Annotated in this window: 16 protein-coding genes, 2 tRNA genes, 3 rRNA genes and 1 pseudogene; 5 read left to right on the top strand and 17 right to left on the bottom strand. The window is 40.7% G+C overall.

Annotated features, from left to right (window positions below):
• Positions 1 to 47 precede the first annotated feature (47 nt).
• The 11 genes and pseudogenes from hisG to F936_RS16405 all read right to left on the bottom strand — a co-directional run bounded on the left by hisG (position 48) and on the right by F936_RS16405 (position 11,076).
• A complete protein-coding gene (hisG, locus tag F936_RS16355) occupies positions 48 to 731 on the bottom strand; it encodes an ATP phosphoribosyltransferase (protein WP_003655841.1) in 684 nt (227 codons plus the stop codon).
• Positions 731 to 1,987, bottom strand: a complete 1,257-nt coding sequence (murA, locus tag F936_RS16360; RefSeq protein ID WP_005049013.1) for a UDP-N-acetylglucosamine 1-carboxyvinyltransferase — start codon at positions 1,985 to 1,987, stop codon at positions 731 to 733. Before murA ends, hisG begins: the two co-directional genes overlap by 1 nt.
• 6 nt (positions 1,988 to 1,993) lie before the next feature.
• Positions 1,994 to 2,245: a BolA family iron metabolism protein IbaG gene (gene ibaG / locus F936_RS16365; RefSeq protein WP_004794487.1), complete on the bottom strand. Its 252-nt coding sequence runs from the start codon at positions 2,243 to 2,245 to the stop codon at positions 1,994 to 1,996.
• Positions 2,246 to 2,383: 138 nt separating this feature from the next.
• Positions 2,384 to 2,722, bottom strand: coding sequence for a ribosome hibernation-promoting factor, HPF/YfiA family (gene hpf, locus F936_RS16370; RefSeq protein WP_005049016.1), 339 nt, complete (start codon positions 2,720 to 2,722; stop codon positions 2,384 to 2,386).
• 168 nt (positions 2,723 to 2,890) lie between these two features.
• Entirely contained in the window at positions 2,891 to 4,339 is a 1,449-nt protein-coding gene (locus F936_RS16375; RefSeq protein ID WP_016802280.1) for an RNA polymerase factor sigma-54, read from the bottom strand.
• 279 nt (positions 4,340 to 4,618) lie between these two features.
• A 5S ribosomal RNA gene (rrf, locus tag F936_RS16380) occupies positions 4,619 to 4,733 on the bottom strand.
• Positions 4,734 to 4,915: 182 nt separating this feature from the next.
• Positions 4,916 to 7,809, bottom strand: a 23S ribosomal RNA gene (locus tag F936_RS16385).
• Positions 7,810 to 8,179: 370 nt separating this feature from the next.
• Positions 8,180 to 8,255: transfer RNA gene (locus F936_RS16390), tRNA-Ala, on the bottom strand.
• A 56-nt stretch (positions 8,256 to 8,311) separates the two neighbouring features.
• Positions 8,312 to 8,388, bottom strand: a tRNA-Ile gene (locus F936_RS16395).
• 59 nt (positions 8,389 to 8,447) lie between these two features.
• A 16S ribosomal RNA gene (locus F936_RS16400) occupies positions 8,448 to 9,985 on the bottom strand.
• The 16S, 23S and 5S rRNA genes sit together here with 2 tRNA genes alongside, the layout of an rRNA operon.
• 520 nt (positions 9,986 to 10,505) lie before the next feature.
• A pseudogene (locus tag F936_RS16405) lies at positions 10,506 to 11,076 on the bottom strand (TetR/AcrR family transcriptional regulator).
• Between the two features lie 89 nt (positions 11,077 to 11,165).
• Here F936_RS16405 and F936_RS16410 point away from each other — a divergent pair.
• Entirely contained in the window at positions 11,166 to 12,380 is a 1,215-nt protein-coding gene (locus F936_RS16410) for an oxygenase MpaB family protein (RefSeq protein ID WP_003655498.1), read from the top strand.
• A 67-nt stretch (positions 12,381 to 12,447) separates the two neighbouring features.
• Here the strand turns inward: F936_RS16410 and F936_RS16415 are convergent, their stop codons facing one another.
• The 4 genes from F936_RS16415 to def all read right to left on the bottom strand — a co-directional run bounded on the left by F936_RS16415 (position 12,448) and on the right by def (position 15,896).
• Positions 12,448 to 12,654 (bottom strand): hypothetical protein, encoded by a 207-nt coding sequence (locus tag F936_RS16415; RefSeq protein WP_003655499.1) that lies wholly within the window; start codon positions 12,652 to 12,654, stop codon positions 12,448 to 12,450.
• A 54-nt stretch (positions 12,655 to 12,708) separates the two neighbouring features.
• Positions 12,709 to 14,823, bottom strand: coding sequence for a TonB-dependent copper receptor (locus tag F936_RS16420; protein WP_003655502.1), 2,115 nt, complete (start codon positions 14,821 to 14,823; stop codon positions 12,709 to 12,711).
• 73 nt (positions 14,824 to 14,896) lie between these two features.
• A complete protein-coding gene (locus tag F936_RS16425; protein WP_005049024.1) occupies positions 14,897 to 15,322 on the bottom strand; it encodes a DUF2946 family protein in 426 nt (141 codons plus the stop codon).
• A 43-nt stretch (positions 15,323 to 15,365) separates the two neighbouring features.
• Positions 15,366 to 15,896, bottom strand: a complete 531-nt coding sequence (def, locus tag F936_RS16430) for a peptide deformylase (protein WP_004795267.1) — start codon at positions 15,894 to 15,896, stop codon at positions 15,366 to 15,368.
• 122 nt (positions 15,897 to 16,018) lie between these two features.
• On the opposite strand from def, the gene F936_RS16435 reads away from it, so the two are divergent.
• The 3 genes from F936_RS16435 to F936_RS16445 are packed head-to-tail and all read left to right on the top strand — an operon-like array spanning position 16,019 to position 18,945.
• Positions 16,019 to 17,173 (top strand): LysM peptidoglycan-binding domain-containing protein, encoded by a 1,155-nt coding sequence (locus F936_RS16435; RefSeq protein WP_005049027.1) that lies wholly within the window; start codon positions 16,019 to 16,021, stop codon positions 17,171 to 17,173.
• Positions 17,174 to 17,193: 20 nt separating this feature from the next.
• Positions 17,194 to 18,324, top strand: a complete 1,131-nt coding sequence (dprA, locus tag F936_RS16440; protein WP_005049029.1) for a DNA-processing protein DprA — start codon at positions 17,194 to 17,196, stop codon at positions 18,322 to 18,324.
• 51 nt (positions 18,325 to 18,375) lie between these two features.
• Positions 18,376 to 18,945 carry an L-threonylcarbamoyladenylate synthase type 1 TsaC gene (locus F936_RS16445; protein ID WP_003655507.1) on the top strand — a complete coding sequence of 190 codons (570 nt, stop codon included), beginning with the start codon at positions 18,376 to 18,378 and terminating at the stop codon, positions 18,943 to 18,945.
• Between the two features lie 390 nt (positions 18,946 to 19,335).
• On the opposite strand, the gene F936_RS16450 is transcribed toward F936_RS16445, so the two are convergent.
• Positions 19,336 to 20,256, bottom strand: a complete 921-nt coding sequence (locus F936_RS16450; protein WP_003655508.1) for a DMT family transporter — start codon at positions 20,254 to 20,256, stop codon at positions 19,336 to 19,338.
• Between the two features lie 104 nt (positions 20,257 to 20,360).
• Positions 20,361 to 21,014 carry a TetR/AcrR family transcriptional regulator gene (locus F936_RS16455; RefSeq protein WP_080595492.1) on the bottom strand — a complete coding sequence of 218 codons (654 nt, stop codon included), beginning with the start codon at positions 21,012 to 21,014 and terminating at the stop codon, positions 20,361 to 20,363.
• A 135-nt stretch (positions 21,015 to 21,149) separates the two neighbouring features.
• On the opposite strand from F936_RS16455, the gene F936_RS16460 reads away from it, so the two are divergent.
• Entirely contained in the window at positions 21,150 to 22,364 is a 1,215-nt protein-coding gene (locus F936_RS16460) for an MFS transporter (RefSeq protein ID WP_005049032.1), read from the top strand.
• The last annotated feature ends 7 nt before the right edge of the window (positions 22,365 to 22,371 follow it).

A 22,371-nucleotide genomic window follows, 5' to 3' on the forward strand; every position in this document is an offset into this window, starting at 1 on the left:
GGCATCATCTGGCTTAACTATCGCAAAAGCATGATGGGAAATTGCTTTTAACGCGATTGAACAGCTTGCTCAAGCTGTGAAATGATTGGATTTAACAAAGTTTGTTTACGTTTAAAACTGGCTTTATTTACAATTAATCGAGAAGATACTTTGCAAATCTCTTCTAATGGCTCAAGACCATTCGCTCTTAAAGTATTACCAGTATCAACCACATCTACAATGTAATCGCCTAAACCAACCAAAGGTGCCAGCTCCATAGAACCATAGAGCTTAATAACATCAACCTGCTCACCTAAGCTTGCGTAATACTGACGTGTAAGATTGACATATTTCGTGGCAATTTTTAAACGACCCTTTGGATGCTCCATGCCTACTTTACCAGCAGTCATTAACTTACATTTAGCAATTTGCAGATCAAGCAACTCATATACATGCTGAGCACCATGCTCCATCAATACATCTTTACCTGCTACACCTATATCTGCTGCACCATTTTCCACATAGGTCGGTACATCAGACGCACGTAAAATCAAAATACGTACTTGTTTATGCGTAGTAGGGAAAATGAGCTTACGAGACTTTTCCGGATCTTCGAGCAAATTAATACCCGCTGTAGCCAATAAAGGTAACGTCTCTTTTAAAATACGCCCTTTACTTAATGCCAAGGTCAAACCATGATCAAAATTACCCATCACATCAAAATTAGGATCATCGTTTCTTACATCATTCATTAACTTACTCGCTTAATTTTGGCACCTAAACCTTGAAGCTTCTCTTCGACATGTTCATAACCACGGTCAATATGGTAGATACGATCAATTAAGGTATCACCCTCTGCAACTAAAGCAGCCAGAACTAAAGAGAATGAAGCACGTAAATCTGTTGCCATAACAGGTGCTGCCTGTAAGGTTTCAACTCCGGTTACAACAGCATCGTGACCTTCCACCTGAATATTAGCGCCCATTCGTGACAACTCAGGAACATGCATAAAACGATTTTCAAAGATCGTTTCAGAGATTGTCGCAAATCCACGGCCAATAACATTTACTGCCATTAGTTGTGCTTGCATATCAGTTGGAAATTCTGGATGTGGCAAAGTTCTAAAACTTACAGCTTTAGGACGTTTACCCAACATATCAAGTTCAATCCAGTCATCACCACGAGTGACTTCAGCACCCATTTCTTCAAACTTATCCAAAACAGACTCAAGCAATGCTGGATCTGTATGAGTTGTTTTTATACGCCCACCCGTAATTGCAGCAGCTGCTAAATACGAACCTGTTTCAATACGATCAGCAACAACAGCATATTCACAGCCATGCAAACTTTCTACGCCAGTTACAATAAGAGTATCTGTATCAAGACCTTCAATCTTGGCGCCCATTTTAATTAACATTTGAGCAAGGTCAGTGATTTCAGGTTCACGTGCTGCATTACGAATAGTCGTAACACCTTCTGCCAATGCTGCTGCCATTAAGATGTTTTCGGTACCGCCAACAGTCACCATATCAAAAACAACTTCACCGCCTTTTAAGCGACCATCAACTGAAGCATGGACATAACCATTTTCAACTTCAATATGCGCACCTAAAGCTTCTAAAGCTTTTAAATGCTGATCCACAGGTCTTGAACCAATCGCACAACCACCTGGTAAAGAAACTTTAGCATTACCATAACGTGCTAATAATGGTCCTAAAACCAAAATCGAGGCACGCATTGTTTTTACTAGTTCGTAAGGTGCAAACTGATTATCTAAAGTAGAGGTATCTGCTTTTACTGTGTCATTTTCATAGCCAATCGTTACCCCTAATCCACCAATTAGCTTTACCAACGTATTAACATCTTTAAGATTTGGAACATTGGTTATTGTAATTGGAGAGTCTGCAAGAATAGTTGCAGCAAGTAAGGGTAAAGCCGCATTTTTAGCACCAGAAATGCGCACTTCACCTTCGAGCTTAACACCACCCGTAATTAAAAATTTATCCATTAATATTTAAGCTCCGAAAAGGCTTGCTTTACGCCATTCATCTTTGGTCATTGCACGAATTGTTACCGCGTGAACTTCCCCACTTGCAATATAAGTATTTAATGGTGCATAAACTAACTGTTGACGAGCCACTGTACGCTTACCTTCAAATTGATCATCCACTATACGGAGGTCAAATTTTCCGGCCTGTCCGCTCACCGCCACTTCCGCTACAGGGAAAGCTTCTTTTAAAATTTGAGTGAGCTGTTCACTATTCATTGCAAAGACCTCTGACACAACCTAAGGGGTAAAACGGAGTATTTTACTATAACTTTTTCCAAGAATTCAGTACGTGTTTATATTTTATCAATAAAAAAGAGGCTATCTTTCAAGCCTCTCTTAACTTCAAAAAACTTATTAAACAGAAACAGTAACTTGCGAATAAGTACATTGCATTTTTCGATATCTTAATAATTGTCTTTTTAATTTTTCAGTCAACTTTTTAATTGAAGTATACATATCATCAGCAGTTGCCTGAGCAAACAACTCAATCCCCGGCAATCTTACAATAGCCTCTGCAACATGATTTGAACTGCCCTTATGAGAGCGCTTATCAACTTGATGATCTTTCGTTAATTTAATCTGCATACTGTTCACCTGATCTAGGTGTTTCGTTAATTGATTAAATTTTGATTTAATATTTTCTTCTATAGCTGGTGTAATTGCTAAATGATGTCCACGAATCGTTATTTGCATAATTCTATCCCTCACCTTTTTTAGGTTATCTAAAGAAGAACTAAAACGATTTAATGTTATCAAAAAGATAAATTGGGACAATTAAACCATTTTAGCTACTCCTCTTGGTGAAAATGAAATTTCATTATTTCGTCATAATGAATCTCTAGAATAGCCATACTTCAAAATTTAGATCAAGACTTTTCTTTCAGACGATGAAGGAATATGTAACGATTCTCGATATTTTGCGACGGTACGTCGCGCCACTTCAATTCCCTCATCTTTTAATAATGTAGCAATTACATTATCTGACAAAGGTTTACATGGATTTTCACTTGCTACAAGTTTTTTAATCATGGCACGAATTGCAGTAGAAGAAGCCTCACCTCCCGCAGTAGTACCTACATGGCTAGAGAAAAAATATTTCAACTCAAAAAGGCCCCGTGGAGTAAGCATATATTTATTTGTGGTTACGCGAGAAACTGTAGATTCATGCAATTCCACCTCTTCAGCAACATCTCGGAGAACCAGCGGTTTCATTGCTTCAGCACCTATCTCCAAAAAAGCTTTTTGATGCTCAACAATACAAGATGCTACTTTTAATAGCGTCTTATGTCTTTCATCAATGCTTTTAATAAAGTTTTTTGCCTCAAGCATCTGATTACGTAAATATAAATTGTCTTCACTTTGATCTGCTCTACGAATCATACTTGAGTAAAAACTATTAATTCTTAATTTAGGCAGCACATCTGGATTTAGTTGAACCTGCCAATGTAAATCTTTTTTAGAAACCACCACATCGGGAATTTGATAATCTGATTCTTGTTTATCAAATTCCATACCAGGATAGGGTTTTAATGTTTTTAAAAGATTGATTGCAAACTTCAATTGATCTTTTGTTAGACCTGTCTGCTTGAGTAATTTATTTAGATCATTTGCTATTAAAAGTTCGTAATATTGCAATAGGCTTTTTGCCTCGTTTAAATATTCAACGTCTTTCGATAAAAATTCGAGCTGTATTTTTAAACATTCTGCTAAATTACGTGAACCGATTCCTAATGGGTCAAGTCTTTGAATATGCTTTAAAACAACCAAAACTTCATCTTCTTCTATCTCTTCTTCAATATCCATTTCATTCAATAATTGCTGTGATGCTAAAATAATTTCCTCTAATTCAGCATCCAAGAATCCTTTATCATCTAATGCATCAACAATACAATAAGCAATTAATTGATCTATTTTAGAAAAGTGTAGAAGATTAACTTGTTCTAGAATATGTTCTTTTAAAGATAATTGAACTTGGCGATTATCCTCTCGCTCTTCAAATTCTGGAGTAGCCAAAGCCGTCGATTGATGAGTATAAATATCATCCCATTCAGTATCGACTGGTAAATCATCAGGCAAATGGTTTGCATTTAGTTCAGTTGTTAAGTCATCTGAGTCTTTACTTTCTAATGTAGACAGACTTTCCGTTAATGACTCTTCTTCTATTTTTTCAAGTAAAGGATTACTATCTAGTTGGATCTGAATTTCTTGTTCAAGCTCTAAACTAGAAAGTTGTAACAAACGAATCGCCTGCTGCAATTGAGGTGTTAACGATAGAGAATTCGCAACTTTCAACCCAACAGATAATTTCATATATTTTAGATTCCATAAAACAAGCAAAAACCATGCCTATTCAACATTTATAACATATAGTTTCTATTTATCATACATATCAGTTTGAAATTTTCAGAAGAAAAATAGATTTTTTATTAAAAAATCTTGCTGCAGAATAGCCCTATTTATCGATTAGATATTTTTGTTAATTAATTGCTACTTACGCAGGCTTACTATTTTCGGATTCTTTATTTTCGTATTTTAATTTGCGCATAAAAAAACACCCTCAACTGTTAAGTTGAGGGTGTTTGAATAATGAGCTGGCGATGACTTACTCTCACATGGGAAACCCCACACTACCATCAGCGCTAAGAGGTTTCACTTCTGAGTTCGGGAAGGGATCAGGTGGTTCACTCTTGCTATGGTCGCCAGCACAACTGGTATGGATACTTGCATTGGTCTTATTGGTTGCCGATGCGTTTTCCAAATCTTTACAGATGGGCTGATTGAGTCTTACTATATTTTGTTCATTTTAGCTAAGCGTATAACTAAATCAAGTTGCTTTGCATATTAATGAATCGATTGATGCTTTATATACAACTGCTTGGGTGTTGTATAGTCAAGCCTCACGAGCAATTAGTATTGGTTAGCTTCACATATCACTATGCTTCCACATCCAACCTATCAACGTCCTAGTCTCGAACGGCTCTTTAGAGGACATAAAGTCCTAGGGAAATCTTATCTTGAGGTAGGCTTCCCGCTTAGATGCTTTCAGCGGTTATCCCTTCCGAACATAGCTACCCGGCGATGCGACTGGCGTCACAACCGGTACACCAGAGGTTCGTCCACTCTGGTCCTCTCGTACTAGGAGCAGATCCTCTCAAATTTCCAGCGCCCACGGTAGATAGGGACCGAACTGTCTCACGACGTTCTAAACCCAGCTCGCGTACCTCTTTAAATGGCGAACAGCCATACCCTTGGGACCTGCTTCAGCCCCAGGATGAGATGAGCCGACATCGAGGTGCCAAACACCGCCGTCGATATGAACTCTTGGGCGGTATCAGCCTGTTATCCCCAGAGTACCTTTTATCCGTTGAGCGATGGCCCTTCCATACAGAACCACCGGATCACTAAGACCTACTTTCGTACCTGCTCGACTTGTGGGTCTCGCAGTTAAGCGCGCTTTTGCCTTTATACTCTACGCGTGATTTCCGACCACGCTGAGCGCACCTTCGTACTCCTCCGTTACTCTTTAGGAGGAGACCGCCCCAGTCAAACTACCCACCAGACATGGTCCTCGCCCCGGATTACGGGGCAGAGTTAGAACCTCAACATTACCAGGGTGGTATTTCAAGGACGGCTCCATTGGAACTAGCGTTCCAACTTCAAAGCCTCCCACCTATCCTACACAAGTAAGGTCAAAGTTCAATGTCAAGCTGCAGTAAAGGTTCACGGGGTCTTTCCGTCTAGCCGCGGGTACACTGCATCTTCACAGCGATTTCGATTTCACTGAGCCTCTGCTGGAGACAGCGCCGCCATCATTATGCCATTCGTGCAGGTCGGAACTTACCCGACAAGGAATTTCGCTACCTTAGGACCGTTATAGTTACGGCCGCCGTTTACTGGGGCTTCGATCAAGAGCTTCGCTTACGCTAACCCCATCAATTAACCTTCCAGCACCGGGCAGGCATCACACCCTATACGTCCACTTTCGTGTTTGCAGAGTGCTATGTTTTTAATAAACAGTTGCAGCGGCCTGGTTTCTGTGGCTGTCATCAGCTCAGGAAGCAAGTTCCATCACCAACAACAGCGTACCTTCTCCCGAAGTTACGGTACCATTTTGCCTAGTTCCTTCAGCAGAGTTCTCTCAAGCGCCTTGGTCTACTCGACCTGACCACCTGTGTCGGTTTAGGGTACGATTCCTGTGTAACTGAAGCTTAGAGACTTTTCCTGGAAGCATGGTATCAGCCACTTCGCTGTACAAGTACAGCTTGCTATCAGATCTCAGCATAGAGCACCCCGGATTTGCCTAAGATGCATGCCTACTTCCTTTCACCTGGACAACCAACGCCAGGCTGACTTAACCTTCTCCGTCCTCTCATCGCATTACACAGAAGTATTGGAATATTAACCAATTTCCCATCGACTACGCCTTTCGGCCTCGCCTTAGGGGTCGACTCACCCAGCCCCGATTAACGTTGGACTGGAACCCTTGGTCTTTCGGCGAACGGGTTTTTCACCCGTTTTGTCGTTACTCACGTCAGCATTCGCACTTCTGATACCTCCAGCATACTTCTCAATACACCTTCATCGGCTTACAGAACGCTCCCCTACCACTTGACTTAAAAGTCAAATCCGCAGCTTCGGCACATAGTTTTAGCCCCGTTACATCTTCCGCGCAGGCCGACTCGACTAGTGAGCTATTACGCTTTCTTTAAAGGGTGGCTGCTTCTAAGCCAACCTCCTAGCTGTCTATGCCTTCCCACATCGTTTCCCACTTAACTATGATTTTGGGGCCTTAGCTGGCGGTCTGGATTGTTTTCCTCTTGACTACGGACGTTAGCACCCGCAGTCTGTCTCCCGGATAGTACTCATAGGTATTCGGAGTTTGCATCGGTTTGGTAAGTCGGGATGACCCCCTAGCCGAAACAGTGCTCTACCCCCTATGGTATTCGTCCGAGGCGCTACCTAAATAGCTTTCGGGGAGAACCAGCTATCACCAGGCTTGATTAGCCTTTCACCCCTATCCACAAGTCATCCCCTGGCTTTTCAACGACAGTGGGTTCGGTCCTCCAGTTAGTGTTACCCAACCTTCAACCTGCTCATGGATAGATCGCCTGGTTTCGGGTCTATACCCAGCAACTAAACGCCCTATTAAGACTCGATTTCTCTACGGCTCCCCTATACGGTTAACCTCGCTACTGAATATAAGTCGCTGACCCATTATACAAAAGGTACGCAGTCACCGAACAAGTCGGCTCCCACTGCTTGTATGCATGCGGTTTCAGGATCTATTTCACTCCCCTCACAGGGGTTCTTTTCGCCTTTCCCTCACGGTACTGGTTCACTATCGGTCAGTCAGGAGTATTTAGCCTTGGAGGATGGTCCCCCCATATTCAGACAAGGTTTCACGTGCCTCGCCCTACTCGTCATCATTATGTGTGCCCTTTCGTGTACGGGAATATCACCCTCTACGTTCGCACTTCCCAGAGCGTTCCACTAAAACACACATAACTTAATGGGCTGATCCCCGTTCGCTCGCCGCTACTAAGGGAATCTCAATTGATTTCTTTTCCTAAGGGTACTGAGATGTTTCACTTCCCCTCGTTCGCCTTGCAACACTATGTATTCATGTTGCAATACCTACCTTAAAGTAGGTGGGTTCCCCCATTCAGAAATCTCCGGATCAAAGGATATTTGCCGCCTCCCCGGAGCTTATCGCAGGCTATTACGTCTTTCATCGCCTCTGACTGCCAAGGCATCCACCACATGCACTTAATTACTTGACTATACAACCCCAAACAGTCGTTATTACCTACAAGGAGTAATAAGACATGATCAATGATTTCTCATCAATCTCTTACAGTTTGAAGTACTGTGTATTTAAACACTGTACAGCTTCAATCTAATTCATATACCAAAACGCTTGATTCAGTTAATTTGCTAGTTCTCAATTAATTCCAAGATCAGAATTACTTCCTCTCTCTTCATTATTGAGTGAACAATTTATTTCAGACTCAATTTTGCCAATCTGTTAATGAATAAACATGCCTTCGTCAGGTCATGCTTAATACCGTGATACTTAAATCACAGAAGTTAATAAACCAAGATTTAAATCTTTATTTACTAATTTCTGTAATCCGAACTTCTCTTAAGTTCTGGTGGAGACTAGGAGAGTCGAACTCCTGACCTCCTGCGTGCAAAGCAGGCGCTCTACCAACTAAGCTAAGTCCCCAGCTTACATCATCAGTTATGTATCTTCTTTTCTATAACTTCAACCAGTCAAAGTCATGGTGGGTCTGACAAGACTTGAACTTGTGACCCCACGCTTATCAAGCGTGTGCTCTAACCAACTGAGCTACAGACCCTCAGATACATCTATGAAGAACAACTTGTTGTGGATTCTTACCAATCGTCAATCTTTCGTTAAGGAGGTGATCCAGCCGCAGGTTCCCCTACGGCTACCTTGTTACGACTTCACCCCAGTCATCGGCCACACCGTGGTAAGCGTCCTCCTTGCGGTTAGACTACCTACTTCTGGTGCAACAAACTCCCATGGTGTGACGGGCGGTGTGTACAAGGCCCGGGAACGTATTCACCGCGGCATTCTGATCCGCGATTACTAGCGATTCCGACTTCATGGAGTCGAGTTGCAGACTCCAATCCGGACTACGATCGGCTTTTTGAGATTAGCATCCTATCGCTAGGTAGCAACCCTTTGTACCGACCATTGTAGCACGTGTGTAGCCCTGGCCGTAAGGGCCATGATGACTTGACGTCGTCCCCGCCTTCCTCCAGTTTGTCACTGGCAGTATCCTTAAAGTTCCCGACATTACTCGCTGGCAAATAAGGAAAAGGGTTGCGCTCGTTGCGGGACTTAACCCAACATCTCACGACACGAGCTGACGACAGCCATGCAGCACCTGTATGTAAGTTCCCGAAGGCACCAATCCATCTCTGGAAAGTTCTTACTATGTCAAGGCCAGGTAAGGTTCTTCGCGTTGCATCGAATTAAACCACATGCTCCACCGCTTGTGCGGGCCCCCGTCAATTCATTTGAGTTTTAGTCTTGCGACCGTACTCCCCAGGCGGTCTACTTATCGCGTTAGCTGCGCCACTAAAGCCTCAAAGGCCCCAACGGCTAGTAGACATCGTTTACGGCATGGACTACCAGGGTATCTAATCCTGTTTGCTCCCCATGCTTTCGCACCTCAGCGTCAGTGTTAGGCCAGATGGCTGCCTTCGCCATCGGTATTCCTCCAGATCTCTACGCATTTCACCGCTACACCTGGAATTCTACCATCCTCTCCCACACTCTAGCTAACCAGTATCGAATGCAATTCCCAAGTTAAGCTCGGGGATTTCACATTTGACTTAATTAGCCGCCTACGCGCGCTTTACGCCCAGTAAATCCGATTAACGCTTGCACCCTCTGTATTACCGCGGCTGCTGGCACAGAGTTAGCCGGTGCTTATTCTGCGAGTAACGTCCACTATCTGAAGGTATTAACTTCAGTAGCCTCCTCCTCGCTTAAAGTGCTTTACAACCATAAGGCCTTCTTCACACACGCGGCATGGCTGGATCAGGCTTGCGCCCATTGTCCAATATTCCCCACTGCTGCCTCCCGTAGGAGTCTGGGCCGTGTCTCAGTCCCAGTGTGGCGGATCATCCTCTCAGACCCGCTACAGATCGTCGCCTTGGTAGGCCTTTACCCCACCAACTAGCTAATCCGACTTAGGCTCATCTATTAGCGCAAGGTCCGAAGATCCCCTGCTTTCTCCCGTAGGACGTATGCGGTATTAGCATTCCTTTCGAAATGTTGTCCCCCACTAATAGGCAGATTCCTAAGCATTACTCACCCGTCCGCCGCTAAGTGATAGTGCAAGCACCATCACTCCGCTCGACTTGCATGTGTTAAGCCTGCCGCCAGCGTTCAATCTGAGCCATGATCAAACTCTTCAGTTAAAAATCATTTTGCACCTTATTAAAGACAAGGTGCCAATTCTGGCTCATCAATTTTCTGACTTAAATTTCGCTCAAATAAACTTCGAGTAATTTAAAACAATCAATCAATGAACATATTTCGATCAATCAATCAGTAAAAATCCACACAAGTTGTTCTTCATAATCTCTTAATGATCTTCTTACTGGTTCGTCACCAGCAAGCTAGGTCGGCTATATTACTCTTAATCTCTTAAAAGTCAACAGGTAATTTCGATATTTTTAAAACTTATTCTCAAAACCAACTTCTTATCAAATTCATCACTTAAAGCAATCAACTCAATTCCAAGTAACTGTTTTTCAACAAGTTTCTATCTGCATCACCGCCGATGGATGTGCATTATAGACTATTAAATTCCCTTGGCAAGCGAAAATTAAAAACTTATGACCTGAGCGTTCATTTTTAAAACAACAACCATATTAACCAATTGTTTTATATCAATAATTATTTTAATTATTTATTTTTGACTTAAATAAGCCAGGATCATGCTCGATAATTCTTGTTTAAGTTGTTGTTCTGAGATAAGAAAATTGTTCTGACTAACATATCTCATCATTGTAAAAAGCGTACTATTGATAATTACAAAGGATTTATGCTTCACCTGTTCGAAGTCCCATTGATGGGGATTTCTACTAAATGTATATAGTCCAACTTCAAAAAAATGTTTTTCTAAAATCTGAGCAGCTTGCGAATGACTATAGTCATGCCAATGCTTCAGTACCTCTATAAAAAATCCATGATCGGCTTTTAATGCAGCAAATCCTAGTTCTATTGCTAAGGGGATAAGGATATCCAAAGGAATATTTCCTTGCTGCATAACTAATTCTTTGAGTTGTTGCCCCAATAGTTCGCTTTTACGGCGCAACAGTTCTTCTATGATTTGATCTTTATTCTCAAAGTATTGGTAAATTGAACCCACACTTACTCCAGATCTCTCTGCAATTTTAGGAGTCGTGGTATGGAGCAATCCATATTGGGCAATACAGTGCTGTGTCGCCTCTAAAATATGGTCAACAATAATTTTTGAACGCTGTTGCTGTGGGGCTTTTCTCATTGGTTTTTTTATTCTTTAAATGTGAATTGAATGCGAATAATTATTCATATTAGCCTATTTATTATTCAGTTCAATAAGTAAGTGACAATATGCAAACAAGTAGCCCGACTCGACTTGCCTCTTTTAATGACATGCAAGACAGTAATTTCTTTACTCAGTTTTTAAATGTCTGTTGCGAAAAACCAGCACAACCAAACTATGCAGAATATGTGTCTTTACAACGTGCTCTTTATGAAGGGGACGTTGAAATGGATAAAGTAATTGATTGGGTTATGCAAAATCCAAAAGATCACCGCATGATTTTTGAGAAGATATTATTTCAAGGCCGCGATGACTTATCTGAGCCGATGCCCACCGAGTTAGAAAATTTCTTTAATTACATTGAACAAAAGCCTGAATGGCTAGACCAACACCAAATTGATGAGGCTATTAAATTTACTCATCGTTTAGGAATAAATAATGGTTTTATTCTTAGAGATTTATCTTTGATGGCGGGATATTTATATCCAGGATTTAATCAACCTTTAATTTTAACTGGCGCATTGAAGAAACAAGCAGGAATACGTTTAGCAGAGACTACAAAATGGTGGGTTGATATTACTGAACCCCATGGTCTTAGCCGTTTGAGTTCAGGTTTCACCTCAACCATTTATGTTCGCTTTATTCATGCACTTGTTCGCCGACAATTAAAAAAGTCTGATCGTTGGGATAGCGAAGTTTGGGGAATTCCTCTTAATCAATTTGATTTAGCAATGACTAATTTGGCTTTTAGCAGTGTAGTTTTACTCGGTATTAGAGCTTTAGGTGTATGGCCGACAAAACAGGAAACTAAGAATTTTTTACATTTTTGGCGTTATGTTGGCTGGTTAATGGGTATTGATGAAAAATGGCTTATTCAATCTGAAACCCAAGGCTGGCGGTTACTTTACTGGATGCAGTTTGCCCACCCGCGCTCCGATCACAGCAGTGTTGAGTTAGGATCAAGCTTATCTAAAGAGCCTTTTGAGAGAAAATATCTGCATTTACGCTCTTTGCAGCAGAAGCTTGCTTACCGACAACATTTAGAACTTACACAATTTTTTATTGGTAAGAAAAGAATGAAACTACTCGGATTGCCTCAGCAGTCTGCTTCATGGTTTGCTTATTATCTGATTTTGCGTAATTCATTACTTTATAGTGGTGCAAAGCTTTCACCAAAAATTGAAAACTTCTTATCCAAATCAGGGCGTAATATACAAAAACTTGGTCTAAGTCTTTATCAGACTCAAGGTAAAGCAAAAACCTTGGCGAGTATGCATCAATAATTTTCCAAGCCTAAAAATAAAGAATGGAAGTCTGGATATCAGACTTCCATTCTTAAATGTTAGGAACTTATTGAGGCGATGAACTATGCATTTCAGCATGATTCATTTGCTCGTGTGACTCCACCATCTGCTTCTTTTTTTGACTTGGCATGTAGTCAGGCTCATTGTTGATCGCCAAGTAAAAAATAATCATAAATAATAAGCTCAAGATAGAAGCCACAATAAGTAACTTCCATCCCCACCAAGACTGTTCAGGCGATAATTTATTTGTCATTTCATTTCTCTCATTCAATTAATATTTTCAGTTCATTTTATTCGCTATAGCTTATTAAAACTTCATGCTCATACGAACCCAGTAGTTTCTTCCGATATTATTGAACTGCTCTTCACTCGCAAATCCAAAGCCTGCACTACCCGCTTTGTTTAAGTGTTCGGTGTAGGTTTTATCTAATACGTTGTCGATACCAGCAGATACATCAATATCTTTACGAAGGTTGTAGCTTCCGTTCAAAGATAATGTTGAAAAACCTTTACTTGGTTTTAGGTCATATCCCACGATGTTACCTTGATGTAGACTCACGCGGTTTTGCTCAGCAACAGCTCGCCACAACAGACCTAAATTATATTTATCAGCTACATATCGAATATTTAGTCGACCTTCTAAAGGTGAAATTTGAGGTAAAGGTTTGTCATCTGTGGTGTTTTTACCCCATGCATACATAGCACTTAAATCTGCCTGAATATGGTCGGTAAATTGATATCCAATACCCACTTCCGCCCCTGCAATGGTTGCATCGACATTTTTAGCGCCCGCGGTAATATCATGACTCATATCATGTCCACCCATATCCGTGCTTGGGTGGTGGTGGTAACTCATTAAAATGTAGTCATCTACTAAACCTGCATAGGCAGAAGCCCATGTATTTAAAGCGCCATGTTGTTGCTGAAAGCCCAGATCCAACTGTAGTGTTTTCTCAGGATTTACACCGTTAAAGGTATTGGTTGAGCCAGCATTACCATGTTTAGGCGAAAAAAGTTCCCAATAATCAGGCATACGTTCTACATAACCTAAACCGATATAGCTTTTTAGGTCATGCTCAGGATATTGATTTTCCCAGCGGACAAATGCACTTGGTAAAGTCTTTTCAAGTTTAGTATTAAAGCCTTTTGCTTGAGAATCTGCGCGCTCATCTTCAACTGTTACTCGATCTAAACGCACACCTGTAACCAGTTTGTTGAGATCGTTCCATTGATAACCGAGTTCACCAAAAGCACCATATGATTGAAAACGCATATCTTGACGATATGGAATATTCATAGAAGGCATCGTTGGTGATGACATGCTGCCGCCATGTTTATTAAATTGAGAATCTACACCTGTGATCAGACTCCATTGATTCCATTCAGATGTCATGGCTAAGCGCGAGTTTAGTGTACGGCGTGTCACTTGCATTGCCATTGGGTTCGGCATCAGCATCGTCATACCACCATGGTTCATTTCAACTAATGGCGGTGTACGCAAGCTAAAGTTATCCATAATATGGTCGTTATAGCTGTAGTTCACCTGCCCTTCTATTTTCTTGATGACATTAGTGATGTTTTTCTTTTCAAAACGTAGACCTAAGCTTTCACGCGCAAATTGTGAACCGTCCATTGAACGTCCAGCATAAAGCGATTCGCCATCAGATTTTCCACCAGTGAGTTCAACCCAAGTGTTTTCATCTGGAGTGAAACCAATCGCCACATCAGCATTCCATTTTTCCCATGCTGAAGGTACGGTATTGCCGTCACCATCTTGATAACTATTGGACTCTGAACGATTAGCATTTAAACGGATATATTTTTTCTCATCACCAATTGCCGCTTCAACATTATGGTCAATACGCCCATATGAACCTAACAAAACACTGGCTTGCCCACGATAAGGTTTCTCTGTAGTGAGCTTTTCAGGCTGACGTTCAAAAAGGACAGTCGCTGCTGAACCCGTATTGGCATATTGAACTGTTTGCGGACCTTTAATCACAGAAATACGATCATAACTTTCTGGAGAAATATAAGAAGTTGGGGCATCCATACGGTTTGGGCATGCGCCTAAATTTTCAGTTCCGTCAGTTAGAATTTTTATGCGTGAGCCAAACATACCTCGGAATGTTACATCGCCATTTGTTCCACCGCTTTGTATTGAGTTAAAACCCATAATACTTTGCAGGTAATCTGCACCATCTGTAGCAGGTACTGGCTGAATCGGTTGCTTTGGATCTGCATGAACAATAAGACCGTTTGCATCATTGCCTTGCTGTGCTGTAACAACGATAGGTGCCAATGAATGAAGTGTTTTGGTATCGACATCATTTTTTTGGGAATCAGCAAAAACTAGACCCGAATGAGAAACAGCAAGCATCGCAACCCATAAAGGTTGTAATAAGAATTTAGAATGTGACATTTTTTATACGCTCTAAAACATAAATAAAGTGATATTGAAGTCAATCAAGACCCCAACAAAAATTTGCTTTTATTTATGCAAATAGAGGTGGTGCACGCCCTTGCGGGAGTAGGAAAAGTCGCTGTAGCGCAAAATAAACATGTTTGAATGCTTGTTGATAGGCGACTAAGCGAACTTGTATGCGAACTAAAACTTCTTTTACGCCGAATTCAGGCGGTAAAACCAGATTGGCATAGACGGTACAATATTGACATTGGTGATTTGCATCATGATGGTTATGGTGTTCAGGTACTTGAGCCTGCTCAATATGATGTTCATGATGTGAATGCATGGTATGTGACATGGCTTCCGTCTGTGCTTTGGGTTTCAGCAAAGCACGGGTAATAGTTTCACAGACCGGAGCAATTTGATATTGCTTCGGTAATAGCGGCTGTAGAAATACCGCGACCTGTAAAAATACTGCTGCACATGCAAGCAGTAAACCACTACGAAAAACCAAAAATCACATCCACACTATATTAATATTTGAAGAATAGAAATTTTTAACGTTTTACTGCAACTTTTTCACGCTCACGTTGACGAACAACTTTTTCGACTTTTTCACGCGCACGCTGACGTTTAAGTGGCGACAAATAATCCACAAATAATTTGCCATTTAAGTGATCCATTTCATGTTGGATACAAACAGCGAGAAGTCCATCAGCTTCTATCTCAAATGCTTGACCTTCAAGGTTAATTGCCTCAATTTTCACACGTGACGGGCGCTCAACTTTGTCGTATATTTGTGGCACCGATAGGCAGCCTTCTTCGTACTGCTGCTTATCTTCTGTCAGCGGAGTGATTTTGGGGTTAATAAAAACCAAGGGTTCATCTTTAGCTTCAGATAAATCTATAACGATTAACTGAATATGACGATCTACCTGTGAAGCTGCTAAACCAATACCTGGTGCGGCATACATGGTTTCAAGCATATCTGCTGCAAGTTGACGAATTTCATCAGTAACTTCTTCAACAGGCTTAGCAATGGTACGAAGACGGGGATCAGGAAAACTTAAAATAGGTAATAAGGCCATACTGACGTCCTCACTTATGCCATTGATTGAAAAACCAAATGAAGGAAATACTTCATCGAAAAATTGTGTGTAAGCCGCCTATTATAACGCATCTGCACACATAATTTTTAGGAATTATCATAATGAAAAAGGTTTTTAACGGCATGGGTGAATTTCATGCTTTGGGGATAAAAAAGCATTTGCTTGCTTTCGCACTTTTTACAGGGGTTGCAATGGTTACAGTAGCAGAGGTTCATGCTGCTAGTCCGAACCATAATCCACCCTCTCTAAAAAGTAATGCACCACATGTCTACGTTGTAAAACGAGGAGATACGCTGTGGGATATTTCTGGTCATTTCCTAAGTAAACCTTGGCGCTGGCCAGAAATCTGGGCAAGTAATCAGCACGTCAAAAATCCACACTGGATTTATCCGGGTGACCGCTTATTGTTATGCAGTTTAGCTGGTCGCCCATTGATAGGTAAAGATGAGGGAGATGGTTGTGTCGGCATTATTCGTCGCTACACAGGCCAAACAGCAAACTTACAACCTCAAGTTCGTGTGGAGTCGCTCAACGATAATGTGCCTGTTATTCCACTTGAACATATCAAACAGTGGTTAGAACACAGCACAATTTTGCCAGCGGATGCTATTGAACATACGCCTTATATTGTTGGCACTGCCGATCAACGTGTACTTGCTGCAAAGGGCCAAACGATTTATGCACGCGGACAAGGTTTAATTGATGGTCAACGTTATGCTGTCTACCGTGAAGGTGAACCTTACTATTTCACAGACAGTAAAGGCAAAAAACACAGCCTAGGTATTGAACTACAACAGGTTGCGTCAGGTATTGCGATTTCTTCTGAGAAAGACATAACAACACTTGAGCTAACTGATAGCTACAATTCCGAAGTGCGTCGTGGTGATCGGGTCATGCCAGAAGAAGACGCGACTTTGCCTACTCTATTTTACCCAGTGGATGCTAAACAAGTGACGGATGGTGGCAAGATCATTCGTGTGATGGGTTCAATTGGTAGAGCAGCCAAAAATAGTGTAGTGACTTTAGACCGCGGTACGGCTCAAGGCGTTCAGGTGGGTCAAGTCTTTGATATTACCCAACAAGGTGAAACCATTCGAGATCCTAAAACCAAAGAACCAATACAGTTACCTGGTCAACAAATTGGTAGCCTTATGGTATTTAGAACTTTTGATCAGCTCAGCTATGCCTATGTATTAGAAAGTGACTTACCTATTAAAGTAGGTTCAAACATTCAGCCACCTCGTCTTGATGATTAACGCTGGATATACACTTTACAATGCTTACTCAACTTTCTTCACACCATTACCACACCCTTAAAGTGTGGTATTTGGTTCAGCACTCTTTAGTTAGCTTTAAAAAAATTGTCGACTACTTCGATAGCTGTGAAACGGCTGTCCAACCTGCTGGGTTAGTCCAATGGTCTAATCTCGGTTTACATACCAATCATTTAAAACGCGTAGATGAATTTCAAACTGCTCAAGGTCAGGCTCATTTTGAAAAACTGATTGAGCAGATCCAGCAATATACTGACTTTATTTTAACGCCAGATGACTCTGGCTATCCTACGCAATTGCTACCTTACACAGATCATCCTCCCATCATTTTTGGAAAAGGCCAAGCTCAAGCTTTGTTACAACCACAAATTGCGATTGTTGGTAGTCGAAAACCAAGCCCACATGGTCGTCAGGTTGCTTATGATTTTGCCTATTACTTAAGTGAAAAAGGATTTTATGTGAGTAGTGGCTTGGCATATGGCATTGACGAAGCCGCTCATCAAGGAGCTTCAGTACATCAACGAACTATTGCTGTAACCGGAACCGGTCTAGACAGCACCTACCCTGCTCAGAATAAAAAACTTGCAGAACAGATCTTGGCTCAAAACGGCGCCATCATTACTGAGTTTTTACCCGGTACGCTACCATTACAGCAGCATTTTCCACGTAGGAACCGAATTGTTAGTGGTTTGAGTTTAGGCGTGTTAGTGGTAGAAGCTACTTTAAAAAGTGGCTCTCTGATTACTGCCAACAAAGCTGCTGAGCAAGGTAAAACGGTGTTTGCTATTCCTGGCCATATTTATAGTGAGTTTCATCAGGGCTGTCATCAACTCATTCGTGAGGGTGCAATCTTAGTCGATCATCCTGAACAGATTATTGAGGACCTTGCTCTTCCAACCCAATGGCAGAGTCAACAACAAAATCAAAGTGAGACAGCTGAAACTGGCGCGCCAGAAATTCCTGAACATTTAGTTAAACTATATCAATCTTTAGACTGGGTGGGTCAAGATATTGATCAGCTTATTGTGCACCATTCACAACCGGTTGCAGAACTCACCTCTTCACTCATGGAACTAGAACTACTTGGTTTATGTATGCAACAATCAGGGCTGTATTTACGTTGTCGCTCTTAGTACTGGAGCGCACAATAGCAATTCTGTCTGATTGAAAGGAAGAGTATTACCATGATTACCACCTCAGTTACCGAAGCAGCCGAAAGTTTACATCAAGGTCAAGTCTTGGCGTATCCAACTGAGGCAGTTTGGGGGCTAGGTTGCGACCCTTTTAACGAACAAGCTTTTCAAAAAATCCTCGAACTTAAACAGAGACCTATTGAGAAGGGGGTCATTTTATTAGCCGGCCATATTAGCCAAGTTGAGCACCTGTTAACCTCTTTACCTGAAGCGACTCAACAAGAAATTATTGATTGCTGGACGAATCACCAACCTTCAGAAAGAGCCACAACTTGGCTCTTGCCTGCTGGTGAACATATTCCTTCATGGATTAAAGGTGAACATCCTCTTGTCGCTGTTCGAGTCACCACACATCCTTTGTGTGTGGCATTATGCAATGCTTTTCATGGTTTTATTGTTTCGACTAGTGCCAACCCGAGCGGGCAAGAACCTGCTCATTCACTACAAGATGCCTGCCAATACTTTGGTTCACAATTAAACTATCTCAATGGTGATTTAGGCCAAAGTCAGCAGCCAAGTAGAATTATCAATGCTCTCACAGGCGAGATTATCCGCGCTTAATTTCAGACAAAAAAAAGCTCAGTTATATAGGGATAACTGAGCATAAAAAAGGATGGGTATATACCGCATCCAGAGGGTTTGGATATCTCTGCAACGAAAGATAATTTGCAAAAAAGAGCGTCTTTCGTAGTGGTCGCTATTATGTGGCAATAGACTAAATGAGAGAAATATATAATTTCTCTAAAAAAAGCATGAAAAGTGTAGGAAATTTACGATTTTTCGCTTAAAAATTAAAATTATATTAATATTTTTATTCGGCTTTTTTAATATTTATATTTCAACCTAGTTTTATAATCTATTTATAAATCATATAGAAAAGCTTTAACTAATAAAAAAATGGCATATTTTCATTAGTTTTTTTAAAAATATGCCATAGTTTTTTTAGTCGTCTTAGTTTTGCTCTTGTATGAGTTCACTCTTTTTGGAACTGACCTTCTTTTGAGCCATGATGATACCAATTAAAATTATTACACCACCTAGTGTGTGATAAATGGTCCACTGCTCAGATAACCAGACACTCGCAATAATTGCTGTAAACACGGGAACTAAGTTCATAAAGATACTTGTTCTATTAGGACCTAATTGCTGAACAGCCAACATCCAAACTAAAGGCGCAATGAGAGAAGCAAAAACACCTGCATAAATAGCACTCGGAGCATTTTGTGCATTTAAAGCATCCAGTCCGAACCAGAAAATCAAAGGAAGGTGAAATATTACAGAAAAACCAATCTGGACATATAAGCTCGTCATGATTGGAAGTGGCAACTGCCATTTTTTAAGAAAAACCCCATAAAATGCATAAAAGAACACAGCAATAATCATTAATGCATCACCAAGATGTCCACCAGAACTTAATAAGTGGCCAATATCTCCTTGGGACATGACATAGAGCAAACCTGCAAAAGACAAAATACTGCCAAAAACTGCAAAGCGATTAGGCACATCTTTTAAAATGGCAAGAGAAACAAAAATAGTAAAGATGGGAATAAACGCATTCACAATTCCCATATTAGTTGCACTGGTATAATGTGCAGCTGTATAAGCAAGTCCTTGATAAAGAACCATTCCAAATGCACTTAATACTGCTAATTTAGGCAAATACTGTTTTAATAAGTGTCGCTGTTTCCAAACTGGTAACAACATAAATGGGGTTAAAATAATAAAGGCGATCAACCACCGGTAAAAACTGATACTGACTGGAGAGATATAATCAGAAACATAGCGGGTAACTACAATATTTAAAGACCAAATCAGTACTGCCAAAATGGGAAATATAAATGCCCATTTATGATATTTCATGACCTGACTCATAGTAATACGCCATCTGTAAAAGAGAGTTTATTTTGAAGAATGTCTTAATAAATTGAAATATCGTATTTCCGACATTGATATTGAACTTAGGACATCATCCGTTTTTAGAATAATGTCCAAGTCTTCATGGCATGTTCCACAACTTTGTGTAATTGCTCGGTACTCGCCCCATCTCTTGCTTGAATCGTTAACCCTTGAATGACAGTTGCATAAAAGTCTGTCATTTCCTGTAACGGTGCATTCGAAGACAAATCACCCTGCTCTACACCTTGTTGAAGACGTTTGAATAATTTTTCTTTGGTCTTTATTCGTTTATCGAGAAGGTTCTGCTGCACATTCTGAGTAGCGTCAGAACAATTCATAGCAGCAACAACGAGCATGCAACCAGCAGGCTTATTTGGCTGGACGAGTCTTTTAACGTTATCGTATAGATAAAGTTCAAAAGCGATTTTTGCTGTTTTTGCTTCTAAAAAGATGGTTTCAATAGGGCATGCTTCATGAGCCAAGTAGTAATCAATACTTTGATAAAACAGCCCAGCCTTATCTCCAAACGCACTGTATAAACTTGGTGCTGTAATTTCCAAAGCCTGTGTTAAATCACTGATCGACGTTGCTTCATAGCCATGCTCCCAAAAAAGCAACATTGCTTTTTGCAAAACCTGCTGTTCATCAAAGCATTTAGGCCGCCCACGTTTTTTTTTCAGCGTGTCTTCAGCAGCGATCAAATTCGTTTCATGCGTATTTGTCATAAAGATCACATCTATTTTTATAACAATCGTTATTAAATTAATTGACGTTCGATTTTTTATCAACTATTTTATTTTCATAATGATCGTTAGTTAATTAATAAATTGCCTTTGTTCACTCCAAATTTAGCCAAGTAAGGATTTCCTATGGACCAATCTTCTATCTCTAAAGCGCGACCCACGACCTCCCCACAGGGAAGCTGGTTTGCTATTTTGGCCGTTGCCATTGCAGCATTTGCATTAGTAACAAGTGAATTTTTACCTGTTGGTGTTTTAAATAGTGTTGCAACAGATTTAAATATTTCTGTAGGTACAGCCGGTCTTATTATTACTGTACCCGGCATTATGGCCGCGATTGCTGCCCCCTTATTACCAGTTTCAGTGAAACAACTTGATCGACGCTATGTTCTCATTTTACTGACAGCAATTATGGTTATTGCCAATACCATTACTGCTTTTGCTGAAAACTTTCATATTCTATTACTTAGTCGCTTAATTTTAGGAATCTCAATTGGCGGATTCTGGGCCACGGCAATCGCTTTAAGTGGAAAATTAGCTCCCGCCCATCTCCCTATTGCTAAAGCAACTGCTGTTGTAATGGCAGGCGTAACTTTTGCGACAGTTTTGGGTGTTCCTATGGGAACATGGTTAAGTGAATTTTATGGCTGGCGCAGTGCTTTTGGAATTACAGCAGGAATTGGCTTAATTGTTTTAATCTTACAATTAATCTTTTTACCTAAACTTGTTCCAGACTCACCAATCCATATGAGGGACTTACCAGCATTATTACGCACGCCTAAAGCACGTAGCGGCATGCTGATTGTCTTGCTTATCGGTCTTGCTCATTTTTGTGCATATAGCTATTTAGCACCTTTCTTTAAGAATATTGCAGGCTTTAATGGTACAACGATTAGTTCATTATTATTGCTCTATGGAATTGCAGGTATTTTCGGAAATGCATTTGCTGGATATAGTGGTAATTTGAATGTCCGTTATACGCTTGCCTTTGTTAGTGCTTGCTTTGCAATTGTATTTTTTGGATTCCCACTTTTTGCCATTCATGAATTTGGTGCTATTGTCTTAACTGCTTTATGGGGCTTCGCATTTGGTGCTTTTCCTACCTCAGCCAATATCTGGATGTTTGTACATGCGCCACATGCAGTTGAAAAAGGTATGCCTCTTTTTGTAGGTATGTTTCAGGTCATGATTGCCACAGGTTCATTATTAGGCGGTTATGTGGTTGATCATTTCAATGAAAATACCTTAATTTATGGCGTATTAAGTTTTGTTGCTTTAGCACTCGTAAGTACTTTTACCTTAGCAAAAGGCTTAAACAACCCTAAAGCGACCTGTGAAAATTAAAATATTA

Source organism: Acinetobacter calcoaceticus DSM 30006 = CIP 81.8, assembly GCF_000368965.1.
Taxonomy (GTDB): domain Bacteria; phylum Pseudomonadota; class Gammaproteobacteria; order Pseudomonadales; family Moraxellaceae; genus Acinetobacter; species Acinetobacter calcoaceticus.

What these genes read in the sequence shown, in the direction of transcription:
- F936_RS16410 (WP_003655498.1), top strand. Translation starts at nt 11,166, where the DNA reads ATGCAAACAAGTAGCCCGACTCGACTTGCCTCTTTTAATGACATGCAA.
- F936_RS16375 (WP_016802280.1), bottom strand. Translation starts at nt 4,339, where the DNA reads ATGAAATTATCTGTTGGGTTGAAAGTTGCGAATTCTCTATCGTTAACA.
- def (WP_004795267.1), bottom strand. Translation starts at nt 15,896, where the DNA reads ATGGCCTTATTACCTATTTTAAGTTTTCCTGATCCCCGTCTTCGTACC.
- F936_RS16415 (WP_003655499.1), bottom strand. Translation starts at nt 12,654, where the DNA reads ATGACAAATAAATTATCGCCTGAACAGTCTTGGTGGGGATGGAAGTTA.
- F936_RS16445 (WP_003655507.1), top strand. Translation starts at nt 18,376, where the DNA reads ATGATTACCACCTCAGTTACCGAAGCAGCCGAAAGTTTACATCAAGGT.
- F936_RS16460 (WP_005049032.1), top strand. Translation starts at nt 21,150, where the DNA reads ATGGACCAATCTTCTATCTCTAAAGCGCGACCCACGACCTCCCCACAG.
- hisG (WP_003655841.1), bottom strand. Translation starts at nt 731, where the DNA reads ATGAATGATGTAAGAAACGATGATCCTAATTTTGATGTGATGGGTAAT.
- F936_RS16435 (WP_005049027.1), top strand. Translation starts at nt 16,019, where the DNA reads ATGAAAAAGGTTTTTAACGGCATGGGTGAATTTCATGCTTTGGGGATA.
- hpf (WP_005049016.1), bottom strand. Translation starts at nt 2,722, where the DNA reads ATGCAAATAACGATTCGTGGACATCATTTAGCAATTACACCAGCTATA.
- murA (WP_005049013.1), bottom strand. Translation starts at nt 1,987, where the DNA reads ATGGATAAATTTTTAATTACGGGTGGTGTTAAGCTCGAAGGTGAAGTG.
- F936_RS16420 (WP_003655502.1), bottom strand. Translation starts at nt 14,823, where the DNA reads ATGTCACATTCTAAATTCTTATTACAACCTTTATGGGTTGCGATGCTT.
- dprA (WP_005049029.1), top strand. Translation starts at nt 17,194, where the DNA reads ATGCTTACTCAACTTTCTTCACACCATTACCACACCCTTAAAGTGTGG.
- F936_RS16450 (WP_003655508.1), bottom strand. Translation starts at nt 20,256, where the DNA reads ATGAGTCAGGTCATGAAATATCATAAATGGGCATTTATATTTCCCATT.
- ibaG (WP_004794487.1), bottom strand. Translation starts at nt 2,245, where the DNA reads ATGAATAGTGAACAGCTCACTCAAATTTTAAAAGAAGCTTTCCCTGTA.